The following is a 26,018-nucleotide window of genomic DNA, read 5'->3' on the forward strand; positions in this document are numbered from 1 at the left end:
GGCGGGGTGTTTTCAGTCCGGCGCGGGTTCAGCTCACAGGTGGCCCTGTTCCTCCCGGCGCCTGCGGGCGATCGCCGCGAGCAACGCGCCTGCCGCTAGCAGCGCCGCCGCGATCCCCGAGGCCAGCCACGCTCCCCCGGACCCGGTGTCCGGCAGCGTCGGCGGCCGGGTCGACTCGGAGGGCGACGGCGAGGGCGACGGAGGTTCGGTCGGCTCGGACGGCGACGGGGACGGGGAGTCAGACGGAGACGGCGAGGGCGACGGCGAATCCGAGGGCGACGGTGACGGGGACGGGGAGTCCGACGGCGACGGCGAGTCCGACGGGGACGGCGACGGAGACGGGGAGTCCGACGGCGACGGCGAGGGCGAGGGCGAGTCCGACGGAGACGGGGACGGGGACGGCGAGTCCGACGGCGACGGCGACGGCGATGGGGAATCCGACGGAGACGGCGACGGAGACGGCGAGTCGGATGGGGACGGGGACGGCGAGTCCGACGGGGACGGGGACGGCGACGGCGAGTCCGACGGAGACGGGGACGGCGACGGCGAGTCCGACGGGGACGGCGACGGCGACGGAGACGGGGAATCCGACGGAGACGGCGACGGAGACGGCGAAGGGGCCGGTTGGACTTCGTCGACGACCCAGGGGGCCTCGGTGGCGAGGAGGTCCCGCGTGGAGCCGTCCGGCTGGCGGCGGTCGCCCGAGATGGCGATCTTGTTCCAGGTGCGTTCCCCGCCCTCGAACGGCTCCCCGGACGGGGAGCGCTCCGGCACCTCCATCAGCCAGCGCAGCGTATAGCGCTCACCGGCGGAGAACACGTGCCCGTCGAAGTCGAAGCGGATGGAGCGGATCCGGCTCCAGTCGGTGACGTCGTCGGCGGGGACGAAGGAGGGGTCGACCTCGCCCCCGCACTGGAAGGGCGCGCTCTTGTCGGGGGTGTTGTCCATCTCGGGGCGGCAGGGGTCGGGTTCCTCGGAGTAGGTGATGGTCACGGGGGCGCCGCCCGCGCCGATGGGCCCGGTGAGGGTGGGGCGCCACTGGCTGGTCACGTCGTCCTCGTAGCGGCCGCTGGTGACGCCGTAGGTGCCGGGGGCGGGCAGCAGGTCGTAGGCGACGACGTTGGTGAGGTCGGTGTTGCCCATGTTGCCGAGGACGGTGCGGTATTCGACGGTGCCGCCGATGGTGGACTGGCCGATCTCGTCCTCCTTGCCGGGGACCTCCGCGGAGCCCTTGAAGGCGTCGTCCTTGTCGCCCTTGACCTCTTTGGTGACGAACAGGGCGGAGGATTCGGCGATGGCGAAGTCGTCGGTGGCCTCGGCGACGTTCTCGGTGGTGTCGCCGTCGCCGTCGATGTCGTGGGTGTCGGTCCTGCGGGTGTTGATGGGCCGCTCGGCGTCGTAGAGCCCGGCGCGGTTGCCCGCGTAGTCGGCGCTGTCGGGCGAGCCGCCGTAGGTGCCGCTGGCGACGCCGGGTTCGACGGTGGTGCGGAACTCGTACGCGCAGGAGGAGTCGTCGGCGGGGATCTCGGCGCCGGGTTCCGCGGTGAGTTCGACGCGGGTGCGGCCGTCGGGGCCTTCGGAGACGGTCTCGGTGAAGCGGTCGGCGGCGGGGCAGTAGTCGGGCTGGCCGTCGGCGAGGGTCCAGGAGCCCTTGTCGTAGGCGAGCTGGCGGGGGACGAGGTCGACGAAGCGGGGGCGCAGCGGGGAGGATCCGGTGCGGTAGCGGTCGTTGCGGAGGGTGACGGTCCAGGTGTGGCTGCCGCCGGGGCCGACGGGGGTGGGGTCGGTGGACTTGGTCAGCTCGGGCTGGGAGACCTGGGGTTCGATGTGGAAGCTGGTGCAGGAGTCCTCTTCGGCGGTGCCCGCGGCGCCGGTGAGGTTCAGGCGGGCGCAGTTGTCGACGTCGCCGCTGCCGCCGGGCAGTTCGCCGGCGTCGGCGCGGCCGCCGATCTGGGCGATGAGGCTGGTGCCCGCGGCGAGGCCGGGGACGTCGACGCGTACGGAGGTGAGGTCGCCGAGGCGGCTGAGGTCGATGGTCTGGCCGCTGGGGGTGATGGTCTCGGTGGTGCCGTCGCGGCGGGTGACGGTGACGGTCCAGTCGCCGGTGTAGGCGCTGCCGGAGGGGGTGGAGAGGCTGAGGGTCTGCGGGGTGAAGCCGGTGGGGAGGGTGTCGCTGAGGCGGGCGTCGGCGGGGTCGGTGCCGGTGTTGGCGAAGCGCAGGACGTAGGAGACGCGCTGGCCGTCGGCGGCGAGGGGGGTGTCGACGGATTTGTCGAGGGTGCCGGAGACTTCGCCGCCGCCGGTGCCGACGACGGTGTCGGCCGTGTCGGTCTTGGTGATCTCTTCGGTGCCGGGGCCGAAGGGGTCGCCGCTGAGGGTGGCGGTGTCGGTGAGGGTGGTGCCGTCGGCGACGCCGTCGCGTACTTTGACCCGGATTTCGTGGACGACGCCGTAGGGGTAGGTCGTGACCTGGGCGAGCTGGTCGCCGGGGCGGTCGGGTTCGGTGTCGACGGGCCAGCTGATGGTGCGGGTGGCGGCGTCGTAGGTGTATCCGGCGGGGGTGGCGTCGACGAGGTCGACGCCTTCGGGGAGGACGTCGGTGAGGACGGCGTTCTCCAGCGCGAGGTTGCCGCGGGGGCGGTTGGTGTTGCGCGGGTCGTTGGTGGCGGTGACCTTGTAGGTGATGGTCTCGCCGGGGCGGGCGCGGGAGGGGCCCTCTTTGCGGACGGCCGGGTTGGGTTCGGCGGTGACGTCGACGACGGCGTCGTCGGTGCTGGGGGTGCCGTCGCCGTTGGTGGCGGTGGCGGACATGGTCGCGCGCTGGTCGCCGGGGGGTGTCCAGTAGTCCTCGGTGGGCCAGCTGACGGTGAGCTGTGAGCTCTGGCCGCTGGCGATGGAGGTGTAGGTGACGGTGACGCTGCCGTCGTCGTGGGCGGTGACGCCGGTGACGCCGGGCGGGTACGGCTGGGAGACCACTCCCTTGCCGGAGGCGCCGGGCGGCGGGGTGAAGGTGACGGTCACCGACTGGCAGTCTCCGGGGATGGAGCACTGGATGAAGCCGTTGTAGGTGACGTGGTCGCCGGACGGCACCGGCGTGGTGCCGGGGTCGAGGCGGACGCTCATGCGGGCGTCGGCGCGGGCCGCGCTGTCGTGGGGGACCAGGGCGAGTGCCGCGAGGGCGGCGAGCAGGACGGCCACCGTGGCGCCGAGCGCGCGACGGTACCGGTGGGCGAGGAGGACCACAGCACTTCCGACCACGAGGGGACCTGAGGACGGGTCAACTGTGGGGCGGGGGTGGGGGTGGTGGCCGTTACGACAAGGCGTTAACCGCACTTTTCACCTGAAAGGCCCCGCACCCGGGTGGGTGCGGGGCCGTTCGGCCGTGTGGGGGGGGTCAGCCGGTGTTGCGCAGTCCGGCGGCGACGCCGTTGACGGTGAGCAGCAGGGCGCGGGCGAGCAGCGGGTCGGGTTCGCCGTCGGCGGCGGCCGCGTCGCGCTGGCGCTTGAGGAGGGCGACCTGGAGGTAGGAGATCGGGTCGAGGTAGGCGTCGCGGATGGCGAAGGTCTGGCGGAGGACGGGCTGGGCGTCGAGGAGTTCCTTCTCGCCGGTGACGCGGAGGACTTCGCGGACGGTCAGCTCGTGTTCGGCCTCGATGGTGGCGAAGACGTGCTTGAGGTCGTCGGGGACGAGGGAGTCGACGTAGTGCCGGGCGATCCTGAGGTCGGTCTTGGCCAGGGTCATCTCGACGTTGGAGATGAAGTTGCGGAAGAAGTGCCAGTGCTCGTGCATCTCTTCCAGGACGGTGTCCAGGCCCGCTTCGCGCAGGGCCTTGAGGCCGGAGCCGACGCCGAACCAGCCGGGCACGATCTGCCGCGACTGGGTCCAGCCGAAGACCCACGGGATGGCGCGCAGGCCGTCGAGCGAGACGCCGGAGCCGGGGCGGCGGGAGGGCCGGGAGCCCAGGTGCAGGTCGGCGAGCTGGTCGACCGGCGTGGAGGCCAGGAAGTAGGTCGGCAGGTCCGGGTCCTCGACCAGCTCGCGGTACGCGGCGTGGGCGGCGTCGGAGACGACATCCATGGCGGCGTCCCAGCGGGCGAGGGCCTCGTCGGACTGGCGCGGGGCGGTGTGCAGCGCGGAGGCCTGGAGGGTGGCGGCCACGGTGAGTTCCAGGTTCTCGCGGGCGAGCGAGGGCACCAGGTACTTGTCGGAGATGACTTCGCCCTGCTCGGTGACCTTGATCTCGCCTTCGAGGGTGCCCCAGGGCTGGGCGAGGATGGCGTCGTGCGAGGGGCCGCCGCCGCGGCCGACGGTGCCGCCGCGGCCGTGGAAGAGGCGCAGGCGCACGCCGTAGCGGTGGGCGACGTCGCGCAGGCGGCGCTGGGCGCGGTGGATCTCCCACTGGCTGGTGGTGATGCCGCCGAACTTGGAGGAGTCGGAGTAGCCGAGCATGACCTCCTGGACGTCGCCGCGCAGGGCGACGAGGCGGCGGTAGGAGGGGTCGGCGAGCATCTCGTCGAGGATGACGTCGGCGGCGCGCAGCTCGTCGGTGGTCTCCAGGAGCGGCACGATGCCGATCTTGGCCCAGCCCGCGTGCAGGTCGAGCAGGCCGGCCTCGCGGGCGAGGACGGCGGCGGCGAAGACGTCGTCGGCGCCCTGGCACATGGAGATGATGTACGACTCGATGACCTCGGGGCCGAAGACGTCCAGGGCCTTCTTGACCGTTTCGAAGACGCCGAGGGTCTTCTGTCCGGCGGCGTCGAGGGGGGCCGGGGAGGGCGCGAGCGGGCGGCGCGACCTGAGCTCCTTGGCGAGCAGCTTCTGCCGGTACTCGCGCGGCATGTCGGCGTAGCGCCAGGACTCCTCGCCGAGCCGGTCGAAGAGCTGGCCGAGGGCGTGGTGGTGGGCGTCGGCGTGTTCGCGTACGTCCATGGTGGCGAGCTGGAGGCCGAAGGCGGCGAGGGTGCGGATGGTGCGGTTCATGCGGCCGTCGGCGAAGAGGGCGCCCTTGTGGGCGCGCAGCGACGTCTGGATGAGCGTGAGGTCGTGCAGGAGCTCGGTGGTGCCCAGGTAGTCGCGGCCGGGTTCGTGCGCGGTGCCCTTGGCCAGGCGCTGCTTGGTGTTCTCCAGCTTCTGGCGGACGCAGGTGGCCTTGAGGCGGTAGGGCTCCTCGGCGTTGAGGCGCTTGTAGCGGGGGCTGATCTCGGGCAGTCGCTCCAGGTCGGCCTGGAGGGAGGCGAGGAGTTCCTCGGTGGCGCCGGTGTAGCGGATGGAGTTCGACAGGAAGCTGCGGAGTTCGTCGATGGTGTCGAGGGCGTCGTTGATGCCGTGCTCGTGCTGGAGGATCAGGACGTCCCAGGTGACGTCGGGCGTCACGTTGGGGTTGCCGTCGCGGTCGCCGCCGATCCAGGTGCCGAAGGTCAGCGGGCGGGTGCCTTCGGGCAGCTGGACGCCGACGCGCTCCAGTTCGGCGGTGAGGTCCTCCAGGACGTCGCCGACGGCTCCGGCGTGCAGTTCGTCGAGGTAGTAGATGGCGTTGCGGGCCTCGTCGGCGGGCTCGGGGCGGACCACGCGCAGTTCGTCGGTCTGCCAGACGAGGTCGATGTTCTCGGCGAGGCGGATGTCGTGGCGGCGCCGGTCGGAGGGGATGACCGGGGTTTCCAGGAGCTCGGCGACGCGGCGCAGCTTGTTGAGGACGGAGCGGCGGGCGGCCTCGGTGGGGTGGGCGGTGAAGACCGGGCGCACGTTGAGGTGCTCGACGGTCTGGCGCAGGTGCTCGGGGTCGGCGTCCTTGAGGCGGTCCGCGGTGCGGGCGAGGAGGCCGCCCTCGGCGGCGCGGCGGGCGCGCAGCTCGCGGCCGCGGTGCACCTGCTCGGTGACGTTCGCGAGGTGGAAGTAGGTGGAGAAGGCCCGTACCAGCTTGGCGGCGGTCTCCAGCTCGGTGCCGCCGAGGAGCTTGGCGGCGGCCTCGCCGTCCTCGCGGGTCAGGCGGCGGACCTTCTCGACGAGGTCGAGGAGCTCGGGGCCTTCCTGGCGGACGAGGGTCTCGCCGAGGAGGTCGCCGAGGCGGCGGATGTCGGCGCGCAGCTCGCTGGTGGCCGTGGCCGTCGCGGTGCTCGCGGCGGCCTGCGGGGCGGTCTGGTCGTCGGCACTGCTCACAGGTGCGGCTCCTTGCGGTGAATCCCGGCCCTCGCGGGCGGGGAGACGGTGGGCACGTCTGGGAGGGGTCCCGGTGGGTGAACCGGGGGAGATAACAGAGCGGACCGCGCTGTCCGACCGATCCAAGGATAGGTGTCGATGCGTTCCAGCTGTCTCGCGGCCTCTTGCCGCCGGGCCGCGCGCTGCGATACTTACGTGCCCGTAGGTTACGGTCCCGTAGGCGCGGCATGCGCCGGCCACCGCGCGGGCACTCGCTCTCATGGCACATGGCCTGCGCACACACCCTCGACCCCCCAGGGGAACGCCCAATGACCACAAGCCCCGATGTCATCGAAGAATCTCAGGGGGCGCCCGGCGGCGCCCCGCTCCCGTCCGCGACGCTGGGCGGCGAGCAGAAGGGTTCGCTGGAGCAGATCACGCTGCTCGCGTTCATCGCCGTCCCCTTCGTCGCCCTGGTCGCGGCGGTGCCGCTGGCCTGGGGCTGGGGGGTGAGCTGGCTCGATCTGGGTCTGCTCGTCTTCATGTACTTCCTGGGCTGTCACGGCATCACGATCGGTTTCCACCGGTACTTCACGCACGGCTCGTTCAAGGCCAAGCGTCCGCTGCGGATCGCCCTCGCGGTGATGGGGTCGCTCGCGGTCGAGGGCCCGCTGGTGCGCTGGGTGGCCGACCACCGCAAGCACCACAAGTTCTCCGACGCGGAGGGCGACCCGCACTCCCCGTGGCGGTACGGCGAGACGGTGCCCGCTCTGATGAAGGGCCTGTGGTGGGCGCACATCGGCTGGCTGTTCGACCAGGAGCAGACGTCGCAGGAGAAGTACGCGCCGGATCTGATCAAGGACCCGGCGATCCGTGCCGTCTCGCGTCAGTTCGTCCTGTGGACGCTGGTGTCGCTGCTCTTCCCGCCGCTGGTCGGCGGTCTGGTGACGATGTCGTGGTGGGGCGCGCTCACGGCGTTCTTCTGGGGCTCACTCGTCCGGGTGTCGCTGCTGCACCACGTGACGTGGTCCATCAATTCCATCTGCCACGCGGTGGGCAAGCGGCCCTTCAAGTCGCGTGACCGCTCGGGGAACGTGTGGTGGCTGGCCGTCCTGTCCTGCGGCGAGTCCTGGCACAACCTGCACCACGCCGACCCGACGTCCGCGCGGCACGGGGTGATGCGGGGGCAGATCGACTCCTCCGCGCGTCTGATCCGCTGGTTCGAACAGTTCGGCTGGGCGTACGACGTGCGCTGGCCGTCGCGGTCCCGGATCGACGCGCGCCGCAAGCCGGCCGACGCGATCGATGCCCGTGGCAACCGTCAGGCCGCTGACGCGGCATGATGGAACACGTGGCGACCGACTCCAGCACTCCGGGCACCAAGGGCTCCTCCCGGGCCCCGAAGAGCCCGTCGAATTCGAACAACGACAAGCCCCGGCGTACCCGCCGGACCCGTATGACCGGCGCCGAGCGCCGCGAACAGCTGCTGGACATCGGCCGCACCCTGTTTGCCGCCAAGGGCTTCGAAGGGACCTCCGTCGAGGAGATCGCGGCGAAGGCCGGGGTCTCCAAGCCGGTCGTGTACGAGCACTTCGGCGGCAAGGAGGGGCTGTACGCGGTGGTCGTGGACCGCGAGATGCGCCAGCTCCTCGGCATGGTGACGGGGTCCCTGACCGCCGGGCACCCGCGGGAGCTGTGCGAGCAGGCGGCCTTCGCCCTCCTCGACTACATCGAGGAGTACACGGACGGCTTCCGCATCCTGGTCCGCGACTCCCCCATTCCGCAGTCCACGGGCTCCTTCGCCTCGCTGATCTCCGACATCGCGACGCAGGTCGAGGACATCCTCGGGCAGGAGTTCAAGACCCGCGGCTTCGATCCGAAGCTGGCGCCGCTGTACGCGCAGGCGCTGGTCGGCAGCGTGGCCCTGACCGGGCAGTGGTGGCTGGACGTGCGCAAGCCCAAGAAGGCGGAGGTGGCCGCGCACCTGGTCAACCTGGCCTGGCACGGGCTTGACGGCCTGGAGCCGAAGCCGCGCCTGATAGGCCACCGCAAGTCCTGACGGCGGGTCGCGAGCCCCCCACCGCCACCGCGGCGGGGGCCTCTCCCACCCGAAACTCCCCGGCCTTACGAGGCCAGGCCCCACCGCGGAACACCGCCCCCGGGCCCACCATGCCGCAGCCGCCGCGGCGGTCCCTCTCCCACCCGCCCAAAGCTCCGCCGCCTTCACGAGGCCAGGCCTCCAAGCGGAACGCCGCCCCCGGGCCCACGTGCCGCGGCTACTGCGGCGGTTCCTCCCCCACTCGCCCGCCCACGGCGCGGGACGCTCGCCGTCGGTGCCCTACGCGGCTGCCCGGCGACACGGGGGCGCGGGGCGCTCGCCGTCGGTGCCCCACGCGGCTGCCCGGCGACACGGGGCTTGCGCTGCGCGCCGCCGGGCGGTCCCACCCACCCGCCCCCACCGGGCCGGGCTCTCCCGCCGGGGACTCCCTGCCCTTGCGGGGCCACCGTTCCAGCACGGGGCTCTACCGCGGCGGACGGCTTCCCCCCCCGCCCGCCCGAATCTCCCCGGCTTCGCGGGCCGACCCCCGACGCGGAGCGCATGCCGGTGGCGCCCCCAGCCCGCGCCCCGGGCGGGGGCGGGCGGCGGGACCACCCCCAGCACGGCCCAACCCGGCCCCGACCCGGAACGCCACCTCCACCCCAGCCTGCGCACGGCCCGCCTCCGGTACAGGACACTCGCCTATGGCGCCCCCAAGCCCCCACCCCGAGCAGGGAAGGGCTACGGGACCACCCCCGGCACGGCCCAACCCGGCCCCGACCCGGAACGCCACCTCCACCCCAGCCTGCGCACGGCCCGCCTCCGGTACAGGACACTCGCCTATGACGCCCCCAAGCCCCCACCCCGAGCAGGGAAGGGCTGCGGGACCACCCCCGGCACGGCCCAGCCCGGCCCCGACCCGGAACGGATCCCGGTGATGCCCCATCCCCCGGCCCGGCGATACGGGGCCGCGCTGCGCGCCAGCCGAGGCAGGCCCACCCACCCGCCCCCCTCGACGTGCGAAGCCCGACCCCGGCATGGGGTGCCGCCCCCCGCAGATGTCTCCCACCCTGCTGAGCTCTGCCGACGCGGCCCCCTTGCCGGTGAGGCCCCACAGCCCCGGCCCGGACCGCTCAAGCCGAATGCGGGCGCTCGCGGCCGGTGCCCGGCGGCCCCGCCCCGGGCGGGGGGACGGGTGGTGGGGCTGCCCCCGGCCTCGGGCGGCCTGGCCTCGGCGGAGGTGTTTGCGGGAGGCGCCCTCCACCACGCCCTGCCCCGGGCGAAGCGCGGGGCGGGTGGCGCCCATGGGCTCCCGACTCGGGTGGGGGCGGGTGGGGGGACTGCCCCGGCTCTGCGCTGCTTGGCCCCGGCAAGGGGGGACGGGCGATGTGGGGCTGCCCCCGGCACTGCGCGGCGGCGCCCCGCGGAGCCCGTACCGGGCGGGGCGGGTGGCGGGGCCGTCCTGGCCCGGCGGGAGCCTGGCTTCGGGGTGGGGCGCGAGGTCAGGCCCCTGGCCCCCTGGAGGGCGGGTGGGTGGGACCGCCCCGGCGGCGCGCAGCGCAGCCCCGGGCGAGCATCCCGCCTCGGGACCGCGTACCCGGGCAGCGGGCGAGGCCACCCCTCGGCGGGACCCGCGGACACCCGCCCCGCAGCGGCGCGGCCCAAGGGCTCAGGCCCGGGGAGACGATTCGGGGCGCGGGGTCAGGCCCCCGGTTCCCTGTTGGGCGGGTGGGTGGGACCGCCCGGCGGCGCGCAGCGCAGCCCCGTGACGCCGGGGTCGCGGGCGAGCATCCCGCCTCCGGGGCACGTGCCCGGGCGGCGGGGCGGCGGGCCGGGCCGCCCCTCGGCAGGACCCGCGGACACCCGCCCCGCAGGGGCAACGGGGCTCAGGCCCGGGGAGACAGTTCGGGGTCGCGGGGTCAGGCCCCCGGTTCCCTGTTGGGCGGGTGGGTGGGACCGCCCCGGCGGCGCGCAGCGCAGCCCCGTGTCGCCGGGGTCGCGGGCGAGCACCCCGCCTCGGGGCCACGTGCCCGGGCGGCGGGGCGGCGGGCCGGGCCGCCCCTCGGCGGGGACCCGCGGACACCCTCCCCGCAGGGGCACGGGGCTCAGGCCCGGGGAGACGGTTCCAGGAACTCCAGGCGGTTGCCTGCCGGGTCGTGGGCGTAGAAGCGGCGGTGGCCAGGGAGCGCGTCGTCCCAGACGACGCCGACCCCGCGGGCCACGAGCCGGGCGGCGTACGCGTCGATGCCGGTGACCCGCAGCCCGGGATGGGCCTTGCGCGCGGGCCGGAACCCGTCCTCGACCCCGACGTGCAGCTGCACGGCCCCGGCCCGGAACCAGCAGCCGCCCCGCCCCGCGAGCCCCGGCGGCTTGGGCACCTCGGTCATCCCGAGGACGTCCCCGTAGAAGGCGCGGAGGACGGGCTCGCTGCCGGGCGGCGCGGCGAGCTGCACATGGTCGATGGCGGTGAGCATCACACGGCCCCCGTCGCCGTGCGGGCCACCGCGAAGAGGCGGCGGAAGGGGAAGACCGTGCCGTGGTCCCGCCGGGGATAGGCCTCGCGCAGGAGGGCGCCGTACTCGGCGAGGAAGTCCTCCACCGCCCCGGGATCGTCGGCGAGGGCCGTGAGGACGGGCCGGAGCCCGGTGCCCTTGACCCAGTCGAGGACCGCGTCCTGCCCGGGCAGGACCTGGAGGTAGGTGGTCTCCCAGACGTCGGCGGCGCAGCCGAGGCCGCTGAGGAGGTCGAGATAGGCGGCGGGTTCGAGGACCGCGTCGGCGTGGCGCAGGCTCCCGGCGAGGCGTTCGCGCCAGCGAGGCGCCGCCGCGAGGTCCCGCATCAGCGCGTGGCTGGGCGCGTCGAAGTTGGCGGGGACCTGGAAGGCGAAGGTGCCGCCGGGCGCGAGGGCGTGGATCCAGGCGGCGAAGGAGTCGGCGTGCCCGGGCACCCACTGGAAGGTGGCGTTGGACAGGATCAGGTCGTACGGCTCCGGGGGCGCCCACCGGGCGAGGTCGGCGTGGGCGAAGTCCACGCGGCCCCCGCCGGGCGTGGCCCCGGCGTGGTCGGCGGCGCGCGCCAGCATCTCGGGCGAGTTGTCGTAGCCGGTGATGTGCGCGCCGGGCCAGCGCTCGGCGATGAGCGCGGTGGAGTTGCCGGGCCCGCAGCCGAGGTCGGCGATGCGCGGGGGCCGCCCGTCGGCGGGCGGGCCGACGTGGGCGAGCAGATCGGTAAGGGCGCGGTTGCGGTGGCCCGCGTGGCGCAGGTACTGGTTCGGGTCCCAGGTGGGAGATGCGGGAAGCGGCGTGGACGGCATGAGGGGGCTCCTCTGCGGCGCACGGGCGCGGGCCGTACGGAACAGCGGGCGCGGGTGCGGACGGGCGGGACCGCAAGGGGCGCGGCGGCGGGCGTCCACGCGGCCCAGGGGCGTGCGCGGCGCGCACCACCGGGGCGTGCGGACACACGCCGTACGGCCACCCCGTACGGACTGGGCGTGCCGATCGGTCGTCGCCATCCTCACCTCCCGACTATCTTGACGTCAAGAGACTTCATGTCGACAGACCCCCTACACTGATCGTCATGGAGGACGAGGTCGACCGGCTGGTCGCTGCATGGCGTCGGGAGCGCCCTGACCTCGACGTGGAACCGCTCGAGGTGCTGAGCCGCGTGAGCAGGCTGGCGCGCCATCTCGACCGGGCACGTCGGCTGGCGTTCTCCGAGCACGAGCTGGAGCCCTGGGAGTTCGACGTACTGACGTCGCTCAGACGCGCGGGCGCCCCCTATCAGCTGTCCCCGGGCCAGCTCCTCACCCAGACCCTGGTGACCTCGGGCACGATGACGAACCGCATCGACCGGCTCGCCAAGAAGGGGCTCGTGGAGCGCCTGCCCGACCCGAGCGACCGCCGCGGCGTGCTCGTGCGGCTCACCGACGAGGGCCGCGACCGCGCCGACCAGGCCCTCGCGGGGCTGCTCGATCAGGAGCGGGCGATCCTCGGCGAGCTGTCGCGCGCCCAGCGCGGTGAACTGGCGGCGCTGCTACGCCAGTTGACCGCCCCGTTCGACAACGTCCCCGGCTAGGTCGACGGGCCCGACCCCGGCCCTGCGGGCGAGGGCGACGGCGGCGAGCGTGGAGTGCACGCCGAGTTTGCCGAGCACGTTCTGCATATGGGTGCGGACGGTGTGCGGGGACAGGAAGAGGCGTTCCGCGACGGCCTTGCGGCCGAGGCCCGCGACCATGCAGCGAAGGACCTCGCGCTCGCGCGGCGTCAGGGACTCCACGAGCCGCTCGGACTCCGTACGGTGCTTGCGGGCGGCCGTCAGCTCGCGCAGGACGCCGGTGAGCAGGGCGGGCGGCAGATGCGTCTCGTCCCGCAGGACGCCGCGGATGACGGTGAGCAGCCGGGACAGGGAGCAGTCCTTCGCCACCCAGCCCGAGGCCCCGGCCTGGAGCGCGAGCGCGGCGCGGCGCGGGTCGTCCTTCTCCGCGAGGACGACGGTCCGCACGGCGGGCTGCGCCGAACGCACGCCCGTGACCAGGGAGATGCCGTCCACGAGCCCGTCCGCCTGGCCGTCGTGCACGGGCACCGCCGGGCGTGCCGCGCTGTGCAGCACGGGTGCGGTGCCGCCGAGGTCGGCGTCGACGAGCAGCACGTCGTATCTGCGGCCTTCGGCGGCCGCACGGTCAAGGCAGCGCAGCGCCGCCGGGCCGCTGCCCGCGGCGGACACGTCCACGTCGGGCTCGGCGGCGAGCGCGGCCGCGAGCGACTCGGCGAAGATGCGATGGTCGTCGACGACCAGGACTCGGATACGAACCACGGAAACCCCCACAGGCTGGAGGACGGTGGACCAAGTGCGGATACGGCGCCCGGCACGAGGGAGCGCCACAGCCGCACGGCCGCCGCCGTGCTGTGACTGCCACCCCCAGGCCGGGCGTCGTACCCGACTGTCTCGCCCCCTGAACGGCGCCGGCCCCCACCGGCGCTGTCCTTCAGAGTACGGACGGGGGCCCGGAGCGGAAGTGGATTTGCAGAACTGATTGTCCGGCGCGTTTATGGTGAGCCGTATGTTTCGTATTGAGACAGGAGTCGACAAAGAACGGCTTCGTCTGCTTCGGGCACGGCTGCGGGCGGCCAATACGGACGCCTCACCCGTGCTGCGGGCGATGCGGGGGACCCCTGCCGAACGGGAAGTTCCGCTCGGGGTCTGGGCGTTGGGGGGCGACGACGCGCTGGTCGGGGGCCTGTCCGGGCACACGTGGGCGGGGTGGCTGCACGTGGGCCTGCTCTGGGTCGCGCCGGGCGCGCGGGGCGCGGGGCTCGGCGCGCGGTTGCTCGCGCGGGCGGAGGCGGTGGCCGTGGCGGAGCGCGGCTGCCTCAACTCGCGCCTGGAGACCTGGGACTTCCAGGCTCCCGCGTTCTACGAGAAGCAGGGCTACGCGGTGGTGTGCGCCATCCCCGACTACCCGGAGGGCGTCACGGAGTACACCCTGACGAAGCGCTTGGGCTGAGCCTTCGCGGGCGCCCCCGACCCATCGGACAGGCCCTAGGCCAGGCGGCGCGCCCCGGGCGAAGGCTCCGCCTCGAAGACGCGGGGCTCGGGGAAGCCCGCCCGGGCGAAGGCGGCGTGGAGGGCCTTGGTGACGGCCTCCGTCTCCGCCGCCTCCACGAGGACGACCGCGGAGCCGCCGAACCCGCCCCCGGTCATCCGCGCGCCGAGCGCCCCCGCCTCGCCCGCCGCCGAGACGGCGAGGTCGAGCTCGGGGCAGGAGATGCGCAGGTCGTCCCGGAGGGAGGCGTGGCCCTCGGTGAGGAGCGGGCCGATGCCGCGCACGTCGCCCGCGTCGAGGAGCGCCGCGACCCGCTCGACCCGGTGGTCGTCGGAGACGACGTGCCGCACGTAGCGGCGGACGCGGTCCTCGCTCAAGCGGTCGAGGGCCGCGGGGAGTTCGGCGTACGGAACGTCGCGCAGATGGGTCACGCCGAGCGCGCGCGCCCCGGCCTCGCAGCCCGCGCGCCGCTCGGCGTACGCCCCGTCGCCCAGCTCGTGCTTCACGCGCGTGTCGACGACGAGGAGCCGCAGCCCGTGCGCGGCGAGGTCGAAGGGGACCTGGCGCACGGACAGGTCGCGGCAGTCGAGGTGCAGCACGTGGCCGGGCTCGCAGACGGCGGACGCCGTCTGGTCCATGACGCCGCACGGCACACCCACGAACGCGTTCTCGGCGCGCTGGGCGACGAGCGCCAACTCCCGCCGGTCCAGGCCGAGTTCGTAGAGGTCGTTCAGGGCGAGGGCCGTCACCACCTCCAGCGCCGCCGAGGAGGAAAGACCCGCCCCGGTCGGCACCGTGGAGGCCAGGTGCAGGTCCGCGCCGCCGACCGGGTGCCCGGCCGCGCGCAGCGCCCAGACGACGCCGGCGGGGTAGGCGGCCCAGCCGCCGCTGTCGGAGAGCGGCTCCAGAGCGGCCGCGGCGAGTTCGACGACGGGTCCCTCGACGTCGGCGGAGTGCAGCCGCAGGGTCCCGTCGTCGCGGCGGGCGACCGCGGCCACCGCCGTGTGCGGCAGGGCGAGCGGCATCACGAAGCCCTCGTTGAAGTCCGTGTACTCGCCGATGAGGTTGACGCGGCCCGGGGCCGCCCACACCCCGGCGGGTTCGTATCCGTAGAGGGTGGTGAACTCCTCGGCGACGGGCATGGGCCGGTTACCCCTTTCGCTGGGCGAAGGCCCAGGCGTCGGCGACGATGCCCGCGAGGCCGGCGCGGGCGGGCCGCCAGCCGAGGCGCTCGTGGGCGGTGGCGGCGGAGGCGACGAGGACGGCCGGGTCGCCGCCCCTGCGCGCGGCCACGACCTCGGGGATCGGGTGCCCGGTCACCTTGCGGACGGTCTCGATGACCTCGCGCACGGAGAAGCCGCTGCCGTTGCCGAGGTTGCAGATGAGGTGCTCGCCCGGCGTGGCGGCGTCGAGGGCGCGCAGATGGGCGTCGGCGAGGTCGGCGACATGGATGTAGTCGCGCACGCAGGTGCCGTCGGGGGTGGCGTAGTCGTCGCCGAAGACGGAGATCGCCTCGCGCCTGCCCTGGGCGACCTGGAGGACGAGCGGGATGAGGTGGGACTCGGGGTCGTGGCGCTCGCCGAACTCTCCGTAGGCGCCCGCCACGTTGAAGTAGCGCAGGGAGACCGCGCCCAGGCCGTGGGCCTTCGCCTCGCCCGTGATCATGTGGTCGACGGCGAGCTTGGAGGCGCCGTAGGGGGAGGTCGGCGCGGTCGGGTCGGTCTCCTTGATGGGGGTGCTCACCGGTTCGCCGTAGGTCGCGGCGGTGGAGGAGAAGACGAGCGTGCGCACGTCCGCGTCGCGCATGGCGGCGAGCAGCGCCATGGTGCCGCCGACGTTGTTGTCCCAGTACTTCTCGGGCTTGGCGACGGACTCGCCGACCTGGGAGAAGGCGGCGAAGTGCAGGACGCCCGCGTACGAGGAATCCAGCCACTTGGCGGCATCGCGGATGTCACCCTCGATGAACGCGGCACCGGCGGGCACGCCCTCGCGGAAGCCCGTGGAGAGGTTGTCGAGGACCGTGACCTCGTGCCCGGCCTCGACCAGATGCTGTGCGACGACGCTGCCGACATAGCCCGCGCCGCCCGTGACCAGGTACTTCGCACTCATCAACTCGCTACCTCTCGCAGTCGCTCGGCCGCGGTCTCCGGCGGCACGTCGTTGATGAACACACTCATGCCGGATTCGGAACCCGCGAGGAACTTCAGCTTGCCCGAAGTGCGGCGAATGGTGAAAAGCTCGAGGTGGAGCGCAAAGTCGTCGCGGTTGACGCCGTCGAGGGCGGCGAAGGGCGCCTGGTGCCAGGCCGCGATGTAGGGAGTCGGGGACCCGTCCGCCCCGTCCGCGGCGAAGAGGCGGTCGAAGCGCTTGAGCAGCTCCAGATAGACGCCGGGGAACTCGGCACGCGCCGCCTCGTCGAGGGCGAGCAGGTCGGGGACGCGGCGCTTGGGGTAGAGGTGCACCTCGTAGGGCCAGTGCGCGGCGTACGGCACGAAGGCCACCCAGTGCGCGGCGTCCAGGACGACGCGTGCGCCCGCGCGCTCGTCGGCGAGGACGTCGTCGAAGAGGTTGCGGCCGCCGGTCGTCTCCTTGTGCGCGGCCAGGGAGCGCAGCATCAGGGCCGTGCGGGGGGTCACGAAGGGATAGGCGTAGATCTGGCCGTGCGGGTGGCCGAGGGTCACGCCGATCTCCGCGCCGCGGTTCTCGAAGCAGAACACCTGCTGGACGGCGGGCAGGTGGGACAGCTCGGCGGTGCGGTCGGTCCAGGCGTCCAGGACGAGGCGGGCCTGCTCCTCGGTGAGGTCGGCGAAGGACACCGTGTGGTCGGAGGTGAAGCAGACGACCTCGCAGCGGCCCGCGTCGCCCGCGAGGGAGGGGAAGCGGTTCTCGAAGACCACGACGTCGTACGTGGACTCGGGGATCTCGGTGGGCCGCTCGGGGGTGGAGGGGCACAGGGGGCACTGGTCGGCCGGGGGGTGGTAGGTGCGGCCCTGGCGGTGGGACGCGATCGCGACGCTGTCGCCGAGGAGGGGGTCCCGGCGGATCCCGGAGGTGGTGGCGACGGCGTCGAGGGGGCGCCGGTCGGGGGCGGCACGGACGGTGTCGTCGCGCAGGTCGTAGTAGATGAGCTCACGACCGTCAGCGAGACGCGTCGAGGTCTTCTTCACGTGTGGGGCTCCTCATCCGGCCCGCCAACAGAACCGAACATAACAAACCACAAGCCAACAGCATCGTCAATGCCCACCGCCGGTGCGCAATCCCCACACCGACAGTAATCGTGCAAACCAGGCACCCACAGAGACTCGATCACAATCAAACAAAGAACATCAACAGAACTGTTCACTTACTGAAGCGGTGGGCGTAGGTTCCCGTCTGATCAGTTCGCGTGCCGAAGCGAGTTCTCGTCGGATTCCGGAGTTCTGCATGCCCGCATCCACACACACCCTGGCCGAGGGGCTCCGGCTGCCCACCAACGGCCTCGACTACACCATCCTCGCCCTCTACTTCGTGGTCGTCCTCGGCATCGGGTTCGCCGCCCGGCGCTCCGTGCGGACCAGCCTCGACTTCTTCCTCTCGGGCCGCTCGCTGCCCGCCTGGGTGACCGGCCTCGCCTTCGTGGCCGCCAACCTCGGCGCCACCGAGATCCTCGGCATGGCCGCGACCGGCGCGCAGTACGGCGTCGCCGTCGTGCACTGGTACTGGATCGGCGCCATCCCCGCGATGGTCTTCCTGGGCCTCGTGATGATGCCCTTCTACTACCGCTCGAAGGTGCGCTCGGTCCCGGAGTTCCTGCTCCAGCGCTTCGACAGGTCCGCCCATCTGCTCAGCTCGGCGCTCTTCGCCTTCGCCGCGATCCTCATCGCGGGCGTGAACCTCTACGCCCTGTCGATCGTCGTGGAGGCGCTGCTCGGCTGGCCGCAGTGGGTGGCCATCGTGGTCGCCGGGATCTTCGTGCTCGCGTACATCACCATCGGCGGCCTCTCCTCGGCGATCTACAACGAGGTCCTCCAGTTCTTCGTCATTCTCGCCGCGCTCATCCCGATCTGCGTCATCGGCATGAAGAAGGTCGGCGGCTGGGACGGCCTCAGCGGCAACCTGGAGAAGCAACACGGCGACAACTTCCTCACCGCCTGGGGCGGCACCGGCATCGGCGACCCCAATCCGTTGGGCGCCAACTGGCTCACCATCATCCTGGGCCTCGGCTTCGTGCTCTCCTTCGGCTACTGGACGACCAACTTCGCCGAGGTGCAGCGCGCCCTGTCCGCGAAGAACCTCTCCGCCGCGCAGCGCACCCCGCTGATCGCCGCGTTCCCGAAGATGTTCATCGTGTTCCTGGTCATGCTGCCCGGCCTCATCGCCGCGGTGCTCGTCCCGAAGATCGGCACGGCGGACTCGGACCTCACCTACAACGACGCGATCCCCTATCTGATGCAGGAGCTGCTGCCCAACGGCGTCCTCGGCATCGCGGTCACCGGCCTGCTCGCCGCGTTCATGGCGGGCATGGCGGCCAACGTGTCCTCCTTCAACACCGTGTTCACGTACGACATCTGGGCGCGGTACGTGGTGAAGGGCCGTGAGGACGGCTACTACTTGAAGTTCGGCCGGCTCATCACCGCGATCGGTGTGCTCGCCTCGATCGGCACGGCCTTCATCGCCTCGTCCTTCTCCAACATCATGGGCTACCTCCAGACGCTGTTCTCCTTCTTCAACGTCCCGATGTTCGTGGTCTTCGTCATCGGGATGTTCTGGAAGCGCGCCTCCATGAAATCCGGTGTGTGGGGCCTGGTCGCGGGCACCAGTGCCGCGATGCTCAACTACTTCTGGATCTACAAGCAGGGCGTCGTCGACATCCCCACCGACCAGGGCGCCAACTTCGTCTCCGCGATCGTCGGCTTCGTCGCCGGTGCGGTGGTGATGGTGGTGGTCACGCTCTTCACCGCGCCCAAGCCCGAGGCCGAGCTCGCCGGGCTCGTGTACGGCACCGCGTCGCCGGGCCTGGAGGACGACGGCGCCGAGCCGGGCGACTCCGCCTGGTACCGCAGGCCCGCGCTGCTCGGGTGGGGCGCGGTGGTGCTCGCCGCGGCCTGCTACGTCCCCTACTCGTTCTGACCGGAGGTCCGAGCCACCATGTCCGACCTGCAGAAGGAAGTCTCCGACCTGGAGCGGAAGTCCGCGACGGCCGCGCGCCTCTTCGACATCCGGCGCATCATCGGGGGCCTGTTCGTCGTCTACGGCGTGATCGTGACGATCGCGGGGATCACGGCGTCCGACGCCGACCTCGACAAGGCCGAGGGCATCAACATCAACCTCTGGACGGGCCTGGGCATGCTCGCCCTCGGCCTCTTCTTCCTCGTCTGGCTGTGGTTGCGCCCGACCCTCGCTCCGCAACCGCCGGAGGGGCTGGAAGATCCAGCCCCTCCGGCGTTTGAGGACGAGGCCGAAGGCCGATAAGGGCCGGGGGCTACTGGGGCGTGCCCGAGTTGTTGAGGCGGGCGGGGCGCTCCGCGCGGTCCAGGAGGCCCGTGCGGGCAGCCAGGGCGGCGGCCTCCAGGCGCGAGCCCACGCCCAGTTTCATCAGCACGCGCTGCACATGCGTCCGCGCCGTGCTGGGCGCGATCCCCATCCCCGCCGCGATGAGCCGCGTGTCCTCACCGTCCGCGACCCGCACGAGCACCTCGACCTCACGCGGCGTGAGCATCTGGAGGAGCCGCTGCCCCTCGTCGTCGGGCTGCGCCGCGGGGTTGAGCAGCTCGCTGAAGGCGCCTTGGAGCAATTGGGGCGCGACGGCGGCCTCACCGGCGCGCGCCTTCATGATGGCGCGCTCCACTCCTTCGATGCGCTCGTCGTGCCGTACGTACCCGGAGGCGCCGGAGGCGAAGGCCGCCGCGATGCCCCGCGGCGACGGCACGGGCCCGAGCACCACCACGGCCACCTGCGGACGCTCCCGCTTGATCTTGACCACGGGGTCGAACATGCCCGGCTCGGCGGGTGTCGCCGTGCCGAGGAGGCACACCTCAGGGGCCCGGCTGATGACCAGTTCGGCCGCGCCCGCGGCCGGTGCGGCCGCGGCCAGCACCCGGTGCCCGCGCAGCTTGAGCGCCGACGCGAGCGCCTCGGCGAGCAGACGGTGGTCGTCGACCACCATGAGCCGCACACCCATCGAGCAACCCCCCAATGTCCCCCACGGATTCCCCCACTGGTCCCCCCACGGACCCGGGGCCCCGGCCCTCCATCCCCCGGAAGCTACACGCTTGTTCGACGTTGCGCTGCCCCTACCGTCCAGATGCAGCCCTGGATGCCGAAATCACTGCCTTTGAGCTAGCGGCAGTACGGGAGTACGGAGAGTGAACGGCCCCGGAGACGGGAACGGCCCCGGACCGCGCGGTCCGGGGCCGTTCGTGGCGGTGGGTGACCGGTGCCCGACCGGTCACCCGCCGGCTCACTCCGTGGTGAAGCCGAGCGCGATGTACTCCTTGTCGTCCTTGGAGTACGGCTTGCTGATCAGCTCCTTGCCCATGAACAGATGGCCGTTGCCGTACAGGACCTCGTTGGACTTGGGGACCATGCCGCTGATGGCGCTGCTGACCGATTCGGTGGCGGGCGTCTCCAGGAGCGTGGTCTCCTTCATCGACTTGCCGTCGAGCGAGACGACCTTGGCGCCCTTGTTGTAGCCGCCGCCCTTGTACGCGAGGACGTTGCCGCCGTCCATGCGCAGCGGGAACATCTCGCCGTCCTTGCCCGCGTCCGCGCGGTCACCGGTGGTCTTGCCCGTGGCCAGCGAGAACCCGATGATCTCGTTGGTGAAGCCGTAGCCGGAGCCGCCCGCGTCGTGCTGGCGCGTGGGCACGTACAGCTTGTCGTTGCCGACGGCGATCGCGCGGCAGCTGTAGACCTTGTTGACGTCGCAGTCGTGGGAGTACTTGCCGTCCTCCAGCTTGATGCGGGCGCGCAGCTTGCCGTTGTTGCTCAGCGAGAAGACGTCCGTGGCGCCGCTGGCGGTGATCTCCTCGGTGTCCTGGCCGAAGACGACCGGGCTGGTCGAGATGATCTTGGCGTTGTCGATGCCCGCGGCCAGCGCGTAACTCCACTTGACGTCGCCCGACTTGGGGTCGATCAGCTGGATCTTCAGCTTGGGGTCGTCGTAGTCGCCGCACTTGCGGACCGCGACGAGCTGCTCGCCGCCCGCGTAGCCGACGTCCTTGCACTTGTCGCCGATCTGCGGCTTCCACAGGAGCTTGCCGGAGAGGTCCCAGGCGGCGCCGGTGCCGCCGGTGCCGGAGCCCGCGGCGATGGTGGAACCGGAGATGGTGATCTCCTCGAACTCCACCTTCATGCCGCTGTTGGTGACGTCCTTGGTCCACAGCTTCTTGCCGGTCTTCACGTTGACCGCGGAGACCTGGCTGCAGTCCGGGTACTTGTTCGCCTTGGTGGCCTTGGCGTCCTTGGCGACGACCGCGGCGATGCCGTCCTTGGTGATCTCCTTGGAGACCGCGCAGGTCTCGCCGGTGAGCGGGACCGACCACTTCTGCTTGCCGGACGCGGGGTCGTACGCGATCAGGGCGTGGTCCTTGTCCTTGCCCTGGTAGCCGGACTTGACGACCGCGTCGTCGGTCAGCCAGGAGCCCTCGACGCTCCACACGTCGTCCTTGGGGACGGCCGGGGCGGGGACCTGGAAGGCCACCTTGGCGCTGGTGTCCGCCGGGGCCTTCTCCTTGGCGGGACCGCCGGAGGGCAGGTCCTTCTTGTCGCCGCCCTCGCCGCCCTTGCCGTCCTTGTCGCCCTTCTTGGCGCTGTTGCTCTTGTCGTCGCCGCCCTTCTGCGCCGCGTAGATCACTCCGCCGCCGACGATCAGCGCGATCGCGGCGACCGCCGCGACGATGATCGTCATCTGCTTCTTCTTGCCGTTGGAACCGCCGGGGCCGCCGGGGCCCGGCGGCTGCGGCTGCATCGACACGGTGGGCGGCTGCGGATAGCCGTACTGCTGCTGTCCGGGCGCGCCGGGCTGGCCCGGGTAGCCGTAGCCGGGCTGCTGGCCGTACGCGGGCGCGGCGGGCTGGCCGTACGCGGGGGCCGCGGGCTGACCGTAGGCCGGGGCGGCGGGCCGGCCGTACGCGGGCGGGGCGGGCGGCGCCTGCGGCGGAGCGGCGGGCGGCGGGGTCTGCGGCGGGGCCGCGGGCGGCGGCGTCTGCGGGACCTGGGGCGGCTGGGGCGCCTGCGGGTAGCCGTACGGCGCCTGGCCCGGCTGGCCCTGCGGGGGCGGCGGCGGGGTGCCCGGCGCCTGCGGGTAGCCGTAGCCCGGCTCCGGGGCCTTGCCGAAGCCTCCCTGCTGGGGGTCCTGGGGCGCGCCGAAACCGCCGGACGGCGGGTCCTGGGGGGCGCCGAACCCGCCCTGCGGGGGCTCGTTGGGGGGCTGAGGCGGCTGAGTCATGACGTGTTTTCCTTGGGGGGACGGAAGGGGAACGAGGCGAGGGGGAGGGTCACTTGCCGTAGGCGAGCATCAGCTTCTCGCGGCCCTGCGCGCTGCCGGACAGGCGCGTGGTGGAGAGGTAGAAGCGCCCGTCCACGTAGTCGATCGCCTTCGAGAAGAAGCCGTTCTCGATCCTCGCCGTGCCCTCGGGGTTCTTGAGGAGCGTCTTCGGCGCGTGCGAGCCGCTCGGCGCGATGGAGACGACCTGGCCGCCGCTGCTGTACGACGGCTTGACGTAGGCGACGAGCCTGCCGTCCTGCATCTTCATCGGCATCATCGAGGTGTCCGACGGCGACTTGACGCGCCAGTTCGCCTTGCCGGTGTTCAGACCGATCGCGACGATCTCGTTGGCGCCGCTCGTCTTCTTGGTCGGCAGGTAGAGGTACGTGTCGTCGGCGACGGCGCCCTCGCAGCCCTGGAGGTCGCTCACCATGACGCCGCCCCAGCCGCACTCGGGTGCGAAGTCCTCGTTGACCCGGACCTCGGAACGGGTCGCGGAGCTACCCGGCTTGAGCGTGGTGATGTTCCACTGCTTCTTGTCCTCGTTGGTGAGGTAGAGGACGGCCGGGGTGGTGGAGTAGACCTTGTTCAGACGCCAGCCCTTGGGGAACTTCTTCGTCCACTTGGCCTTGCCCGTCTTCGGGTCCAGCTCCTGGATCTCGTCGTGCTCGGTGGGCGTGCTGGCGCCGCAGGACAGCGCCCGCAGCATCCGGTCACCGCCGGTGAAGCCGTTCGGGAAGCAGGTGCCCTCGTCCTTCTTGCGGGAGACGAAGAGCTCGTCGCCGCCGCTCATGCTGTACGCGGTGCCGGACTGCGAGCGGCCGACCATCAGCGTGTCGCCGGTGATGGTCAGCTCGATGCTGAGCGTGGAGTCGAAGAGACCTTCCTCCTTGATCTGCTTCTTCCAGCCCTTCTCGCCCGTCTTCAGGTCGACGACCTGGAGCTGGTCGCACTTGGCGTCGCTCTTCGTGCCGCCCTTGTACGCGATGACGACCTTGCCGTCCTCGCTGACCTGCTTGGACGCCGCGCAGATGTCCTGGGGCAGTTCGAGGGCGGGCCAGGCGGGCTTGCCCGACTCGACGTCGTAGCCGAGGACTTCCTTGTAGACGGCCTTCACGGCGACGCCGTCCTGGACCCACATGCCGGGGGCGTCGGCGCCCTTGCCGGGGGCCTTGGGGGCCTCCTTGTACCAGAGGACCTTCGACTCGCCGGGCTTGCGGCCCTCGTTGAGGTCCTCCTTGCCCGCGTGGCCGTCGCCGCTGCCGTCGCCCGGGTTGACCGGGGCGGAGGCGGTGGGCTTGGGGCCCTTCTTCTTGGACTCGGACTTCTTCTCGTCGCCGCCGCTGGTGAGCGCGTACACCGCGCCGCCCGCGACGAGCAGGGTGGCCACCGCGGCCCCGATGATCACCACGGTCTTGCGCTTGAAGGGGCCCTTGCCGCCGCCGGGCGGCGGCGGGGTGGCCGGGCCGCCCGGGTACTGCTGCTGCGGGAAGCCGTAGCCGGCGGGCTGCTGGGGCTGGCCGTAGGGACCGGGCTGCTGCGGCTGGCCGTAACCGGGCTGCGGGGGCTGGCCGTACGGGCCCGGCTGCTGGGGCTGGCCGTAGGGGCCGGGCTGTGAGGGCTGGCCGTACGGGCCGGGCTGCTGCGGATAGCCGTACGCGCCCGCCTGCGCGGGCGGCTGCTGGGGCTGGCCGTAGCCGGGCTGCGGGGCCGGGGGAGGCGACTGCGGCGGACCCGCGGGAGGCGTCGGCGGCTGCGGCGGGCCGGGCTGCCGCGGGTCCTGTGGATCCTGTGGAGCTCCGAAGCCGCCGTGCGGCGGCTGATTGGGCGGCTGAGTCATCAGCGCTTCCCCCTTCACTGATTTTCGGCACGCCAAGTGGTGCTCAGGCCGACCTTTCTATCACTCCAATCAAGCCATGGCCGGGACCGGTCCTGACCCTGTACCCAAGGGCGGACCGGCCCGTGATGCGTCTGTTATGCGATGCTCACGCGTTCTCCGCGAGCTCCAGCCAGCGCATTTCCAACTCTTCACGCTCGCTGCCGAGTTCGCGCAGTTCGGCGTCCAGTTTGGCCACCTTCTCGAAGTCTGTGGCGTTATCGGCGATCTGCGCGTGGAGGGTGCTCTCCTTGGCCGAGATCTTGTCCAGCTGCCGCTCGATCTTCGCCAGTTCCTTCTTCGCGGCGCGCACGTCGGCGGCGGAGGCCGCCTTGGTCTCCGGCTCGGGCCGCGCGGCGGGCGCCGGGGCCGCGGCCTCGGTCATCCGCTGCCTGCGCTCCAGGTACTCGTCGATGCCGCGCGGCAGCATCCGCATCGTGGCGTCGCCGAGCAGCGCGTGCACCCGGTCCGTGGTGCGCTCGACGAAGAACCGGTCGTGGGAGATCACGATCATCGATCCGGGCCAGCCGTCGAGCAGGTCCTCCAGCTGCGTCAGGGTCTCGATGTCGAGGTCGTTGGTGGGCTCGTCGAGGAACAGCACGTTCGGCTCGTCCATGAGGAGGCGAAGGAGCTGGAGCCTGCGGCGCTCACCGCCGGACAGGTCGCCGACCGGCGTCCACTGCTTCTCCTTGCTGAAGCCGAACGTCTCGCACAGCTGGCCCGCGGTCATCTCCCGGCCCTTGCCGAGGTCGACGCGCTCGCGCACCTGCTGCACGGCCTCCAGGACGCGCGTGGCCGGGTCCAGCTCGGCGACCTCCTGGGAGAGGTAGGCGAGCTTCACGGTCTTGCCGACGGCGATCCGGCCGGCCACGGGCTGCGTCTCGCCCTCGGAGCGGGCGGCGTCCGCCATGGCCCGCAGGAGCGAGGTCTTGCCCGCGCCGTTCACCCCCACCAGGCCGATGCGGTCGCCCGGGCCGAGCTGCCACGTCAGGTGCTTCAGGAGCAGCTTGGGACCGGCCTGGACGGACACGTCCTCCAGGTCGAAGACGGTCTTGCCGAGCCGCGTGGTGGCGAACTTCATCAGCTCGCTGGTGTCGCGCGGCGCCGGCACGTCCTTGATCAGCTCGTTGGCGGCCTCGACGCGGAAGCGCGGCTTGGAGGTGCGGGCCGGGGCGCCGCGGCGCAGCCACGCCAGCTCCTTGCGGACCAGGTTCTGCCGCTTGGTCTCCTCGGTGGCGGCGATGCGCTCGCGCTCGGCGCGCGCGAAGACGTAGTCGGAGTAGCCGCCCTCGTACTCGAAGACGTCTCCGCGCTGGACGTCCCACATGCGGGTGCACACCTGGTCGAGGAACCAGCGGTCGTGCGTCACGCACACGAGCGCCGAGCGGCGCTCGCGCAGGTGCCGGGCGAGCCAGGAGATGCCCTCCACGTCGAGGTGGTTGGTGGGCTCGTCGAGGACGATCAGGTCCTGCTCGGCGATGAGCAGCTGGGCGAGCGCGATGCGGCGGCGCTCGCCGCCGGACAGCGGGCCGATGACGGTGTCGAGGCCCTGCGGGAAGCCCGGCAGGTCGAGGCCGCCGAAGAGGCCCGTGAGGACGTCCCGGATCTTGGCGTTCCCGGCCCACTCGTGGTCGGCGAGGTCACCGATGACCTCGTGCCGCACGGTCGCCTCGGGATCGAGCGAGTCGTGCTGGGTCAGCACGCCGAGGCGCAGGCCGCCGCTGTGCGTGACGCGCCCGGTGTCGGGATCCTCCAGCTTGGCGAGCATCCGGATGAGGGTCGTCTTGCCGTCACCGTTGCGCCCGACGACGCCGATGCGGTCGCCCTCGGAGACGCCGAGCGAGACGCCGTCGAGCAGCGCGCGGGTGCCGTACACCTTGCTGACTGCCTCGACGTTGACGAGGTTGACGGCCATTTCACTCCTGACGACGGAAGACGAACCCGACCGTCCAGCGTAGT

General features: G+C 72.3%; 18 protein-coding genes. 6 read left to right on the top strand and 12 right to left on the bottom strand.

Annotated elements, in window-relative coordinates; genetic code table 11:
- Window positions 1-33: 33 nt before the first annotated feature.
- Both MQV74_RS40800 and ppc read right to left on the bottom strand, forming a co-directional pair.
- Window positions 34-3,258 carry a hypothetical protein gene (locus tag MQV74_RS40800; RefSeq protein WP_308402278.1) on the bottom strand — a complete coding sequence of 1,075 codons (3,225 nt, stop codon included), beginning with the start codon at window positions 3,256-3,258 and terminating at the stop codon, window positions 34-36.
- Window positions 3,259-3,394: 136 nt separating this feature from the next.
- The gene (gene ppc / locus MQV74_RS18105) at window positions 3,395-6,157 is read right to left on the bottom strand and encodes a phosphoenolpyruvate carboxylase (RefSeq protein WP_374120640.1); all 2,763 of its coding nucleotides are present in this window, start codon (window positions 6,155-6,157) and stop codon (window positions 3,395-3,397) included.
- Window positions 6,158-6,465: 308 nt separating this feature from the next.
- On the opposite strand from ppc, the gene MQV74_RS18110 reads away from it, so the two are divergent.
- Window positions 6,466-7,479: an acyl-CoA desaturase gene (locus tag MQV74_RS18110; RefSeq protein ID WP_242718949.1), complete on the top strand. Its 1,014-nt coding sequence runs from the start codon at window positions 6,466-6,468 to the stop codon at window positions 7,477-7,479.
- Complete coding sequence (locus MQV74_RS18115; protein WP_374120641.1) at window positions 7,476-8,195, top strand: TetR/AcrR family transcriptional regulator; 720 nt, start codon at window positions 7,476-7,478, stop codon at window positions 8,193-8,195. The genes MQV74_RS18110 and MQV74_RS18115 overlap by 4 nt, the downstream gene beginning before the upstream one ends.
- 2,084 nt (window positions 8,196-10,279) lie before the next feature.
- Here the strand turns inward: MQV74_RS18115 and MQV74_RS18120 are convergent.
- Together MQV74_RS18120 and MQV74_RS18125 are read right to left on the bottom strand one after the other, a co-directional pair.
- Window positions 10,280-10,648 (bottom strand): VOC family protein, encoded by a 369-nt coding sequence (locus MQV74_RS18120; protein WP_242718951.1) that lies wholly within the window; start codon window positions 10,646-10,648, stop codon window positions 10,280-10,282.
- Complete coding sequence (locus MQV74_RS18125; RefSeq protein WP_242718953.1) at window positions 10,648-11,487, bottom strand: trans-aconitate 2-methyltransferase; 840 nt, start codon at window positions 11,485-11,487, stop codon at window positions 10,648-10,650. Before MQV74_RS18125 ends, MQV74_RS18120 begins: the two co-directional genes overlap by 1 nt.
- 263 nt (window positions 11,488-11,750) lie before the next feature.
- Here MQV74_RS18125 and tamR point away from each other — a divergent pair, with 263 nt between their 5' ends.
- Window positions 11,751-12,248: a MarR family transcriptional regulator TamR gene (gene tamR / locus MQV74_RS18130; RefSeq protein ID WP_164324112.1), complete on the top strand. Its 498-nt coding sequence runs from the start codon at window positions 11,751-11,753 to the stop codon at window positions 12,246-12,248.
- Here tamR and MQV74_RS18135 read toward each other — a convergent pair.
- Complete coding sequence (locus tag MQV74_RS18135) at window positions 12,207-12,986, bottom strand: LuxR C-terminal-related transcriptional regulator (protein WP_138960158.1); 780 nt, start codon at window positions 12,984-12,986, stop codon at window positions 12,207-12,209. The genes tamR and MQV74_RS18135 overlap by 42 nt on opposite strands.
- 235 nt (window positions 12,987-13,221) lie before the next feature.
- Between MQV74_RS18135 and MQV74_RS18140 the strand changes: the two genes are divergently transcribed.
- The gene (locus MQV74_RS18140) at window positions 13,222-13,677 is read left to right on the top strand and encodes a GNAT family N-acetyltransferase (protein ID WP_242718955.1); all 456 of its coding nucleotides are present in this window, start codon (window positions 13,222-13,224) and stop codon (window positions 13,675-13,677) included.
- Between the two features lie 35 nt (window positions 13,678-13,712).
- Here the strand turns inward: MQV74_RS18140 and galK are convergent, their stop codons facing one another.
- Genes galK through galT form a run of 3 tightly spaced genes read right to left on the bottom strand, consistent with a single transcriptional unit; the run spans window position 13,713 to window position 16,883 of the window.
- Window positions 13,713-14,858 (bottom strand): galactokinase, encoded by a 1,146-nt coding sequence (gene galK, locus MQV74_RS18145; RefSeq protein ID WP_242718957.1) that lies wholly within the window; start codon window positions 14,856-14,858, stop codon window positions 13,713-13,715.
- Between the two features lie 7 nt (window positions 14,859-14,865).
- Window positions 14,866-15,825, bottom strand: a complete 960-nt coding sequence (gene galE / locus MQV74_RS18150) for a UDP-glucose 4-epimerase GalE (protein WP_242718959.1) — start codon at window positions 15,823-15,825, stop codon at window positions 14,866-14,868.
- The gene (gene galT, locus MQV74_RS18155; RefSeq protein WP_242718960.1) at window positions 15,825-16,883 is read right to left on the bottom strand and encodes a galactose-1-phosphate uridylyltransferase; all 1,059 of its coding nucleotides are present in this window, start codon (window positions 16,881-16,883) and stop codon (window positions 15,825-15,827) included. Before galT ends, galE begins: the two co-directional genes overlap by 1 nt.
- Before the next feature lie 256 nt (window positions 16,884-17,139).
- On the opposite strand from galT, the gene MQV74_RS18160 reads away from it, so the two are divergent.
- Window positions 17,140-18,825 (top strand): sodium:solute symporter family protein, encoded by a 1,686-nt coding sequence (locus MQV74_RS18160; protein WP_242718962.1) that lies wholly within the window; start codon window positions 17,140-17,142, stop codon window positions 18,823-18,825.
- 18 nt (window positions 18,826-18,843) lie between these two features.
- The gene (locus MQV74_RS18165; RefSeq protein ID WP_242718965.1) at window positions 18,844-19,167 is read left to right on the top strand and encodes a hypothetical protein; all 324 of its coding nucleotides are present in this window, start codon (window positions 18,844-18,846) and stop codon (window positions 19,165-19,167) included.
- 10 nt (window positions 19,168-19,177) lie between these two features.
- On the opposite strand, the gene MQV74_RS18170 is transcribed toward MQV74_RS18165, so the two are convergent.
- The 4 genes from MQV74_RS18170 to MQV74_RS18185 all read right to left on the bottom strand — a co-directional run bounded on the left by MQV74_RS18170 (window position 19,178) and on the right by MQV74_RS18185 (window position 25,974).
- Window positions 19,178-19,876, bottom strand: coding sequence for a helix-turn-helix transcriptional regulator (locus MQV74_RS18170; RefSeq protein WP_242718967.1), 699 nt, complete (start codon window positions 19,874-19,876; stop codon window positions 19,178-19,180).
- Window positions 19,877-20,155: 279 nt separating this feature from the next.
- The gene (locus tag MQV74_RS18175; protein WP_278194169.1) at window positions 20,156-22,144 is read right to left on the bottom strand and encodes an outer membrane protein assembly factor BamB family protein; all 1,989 of its coding nucleotides are present in this window, start codon (window positions 22,142-22,144) and stop codon (window positions 20,156-20,158) included.
- Between the two features lie 49 nt (window positions 22,145-22,193).
- Complete coding sequence (locus MQV74_RS18180) at window positions 22,194-24,023, bottom strand: outer membrane protein assembly factor BamB family protein (RefSeq protein WP_242718969.1); 1,830 nt, start codon at window positions 24,021-24,023, stop codon at window positions 22,194-22,196.
- A 145-nt stretch (window positions 24,024-24,168) separates the two neighbouring features.
- Window positions 24,169-25,974 (bottom strand): ABC-F family ATP-binding cassette domain-containing protein, encoded by a 1,806-nt coding sequence (locus tag MQV74_RS18185; RefSeq protein ID WP_242718971.1) that lies wholly within the window; start codon window positions 25,972-25,974, stop codon window positions 24,169-24,171.
- Between the last annotated feature and the right edge of the window lie 44 nt (window positions 25,975-26,018).

Source organism: Streptomyces sp. AN091965 (assembly GCF_022698285.1).
GTDB lineage: Bacteria > Actinomycetota > Actinomycetes > Streptomycetales > Streptomycetaceae > Streptomyces.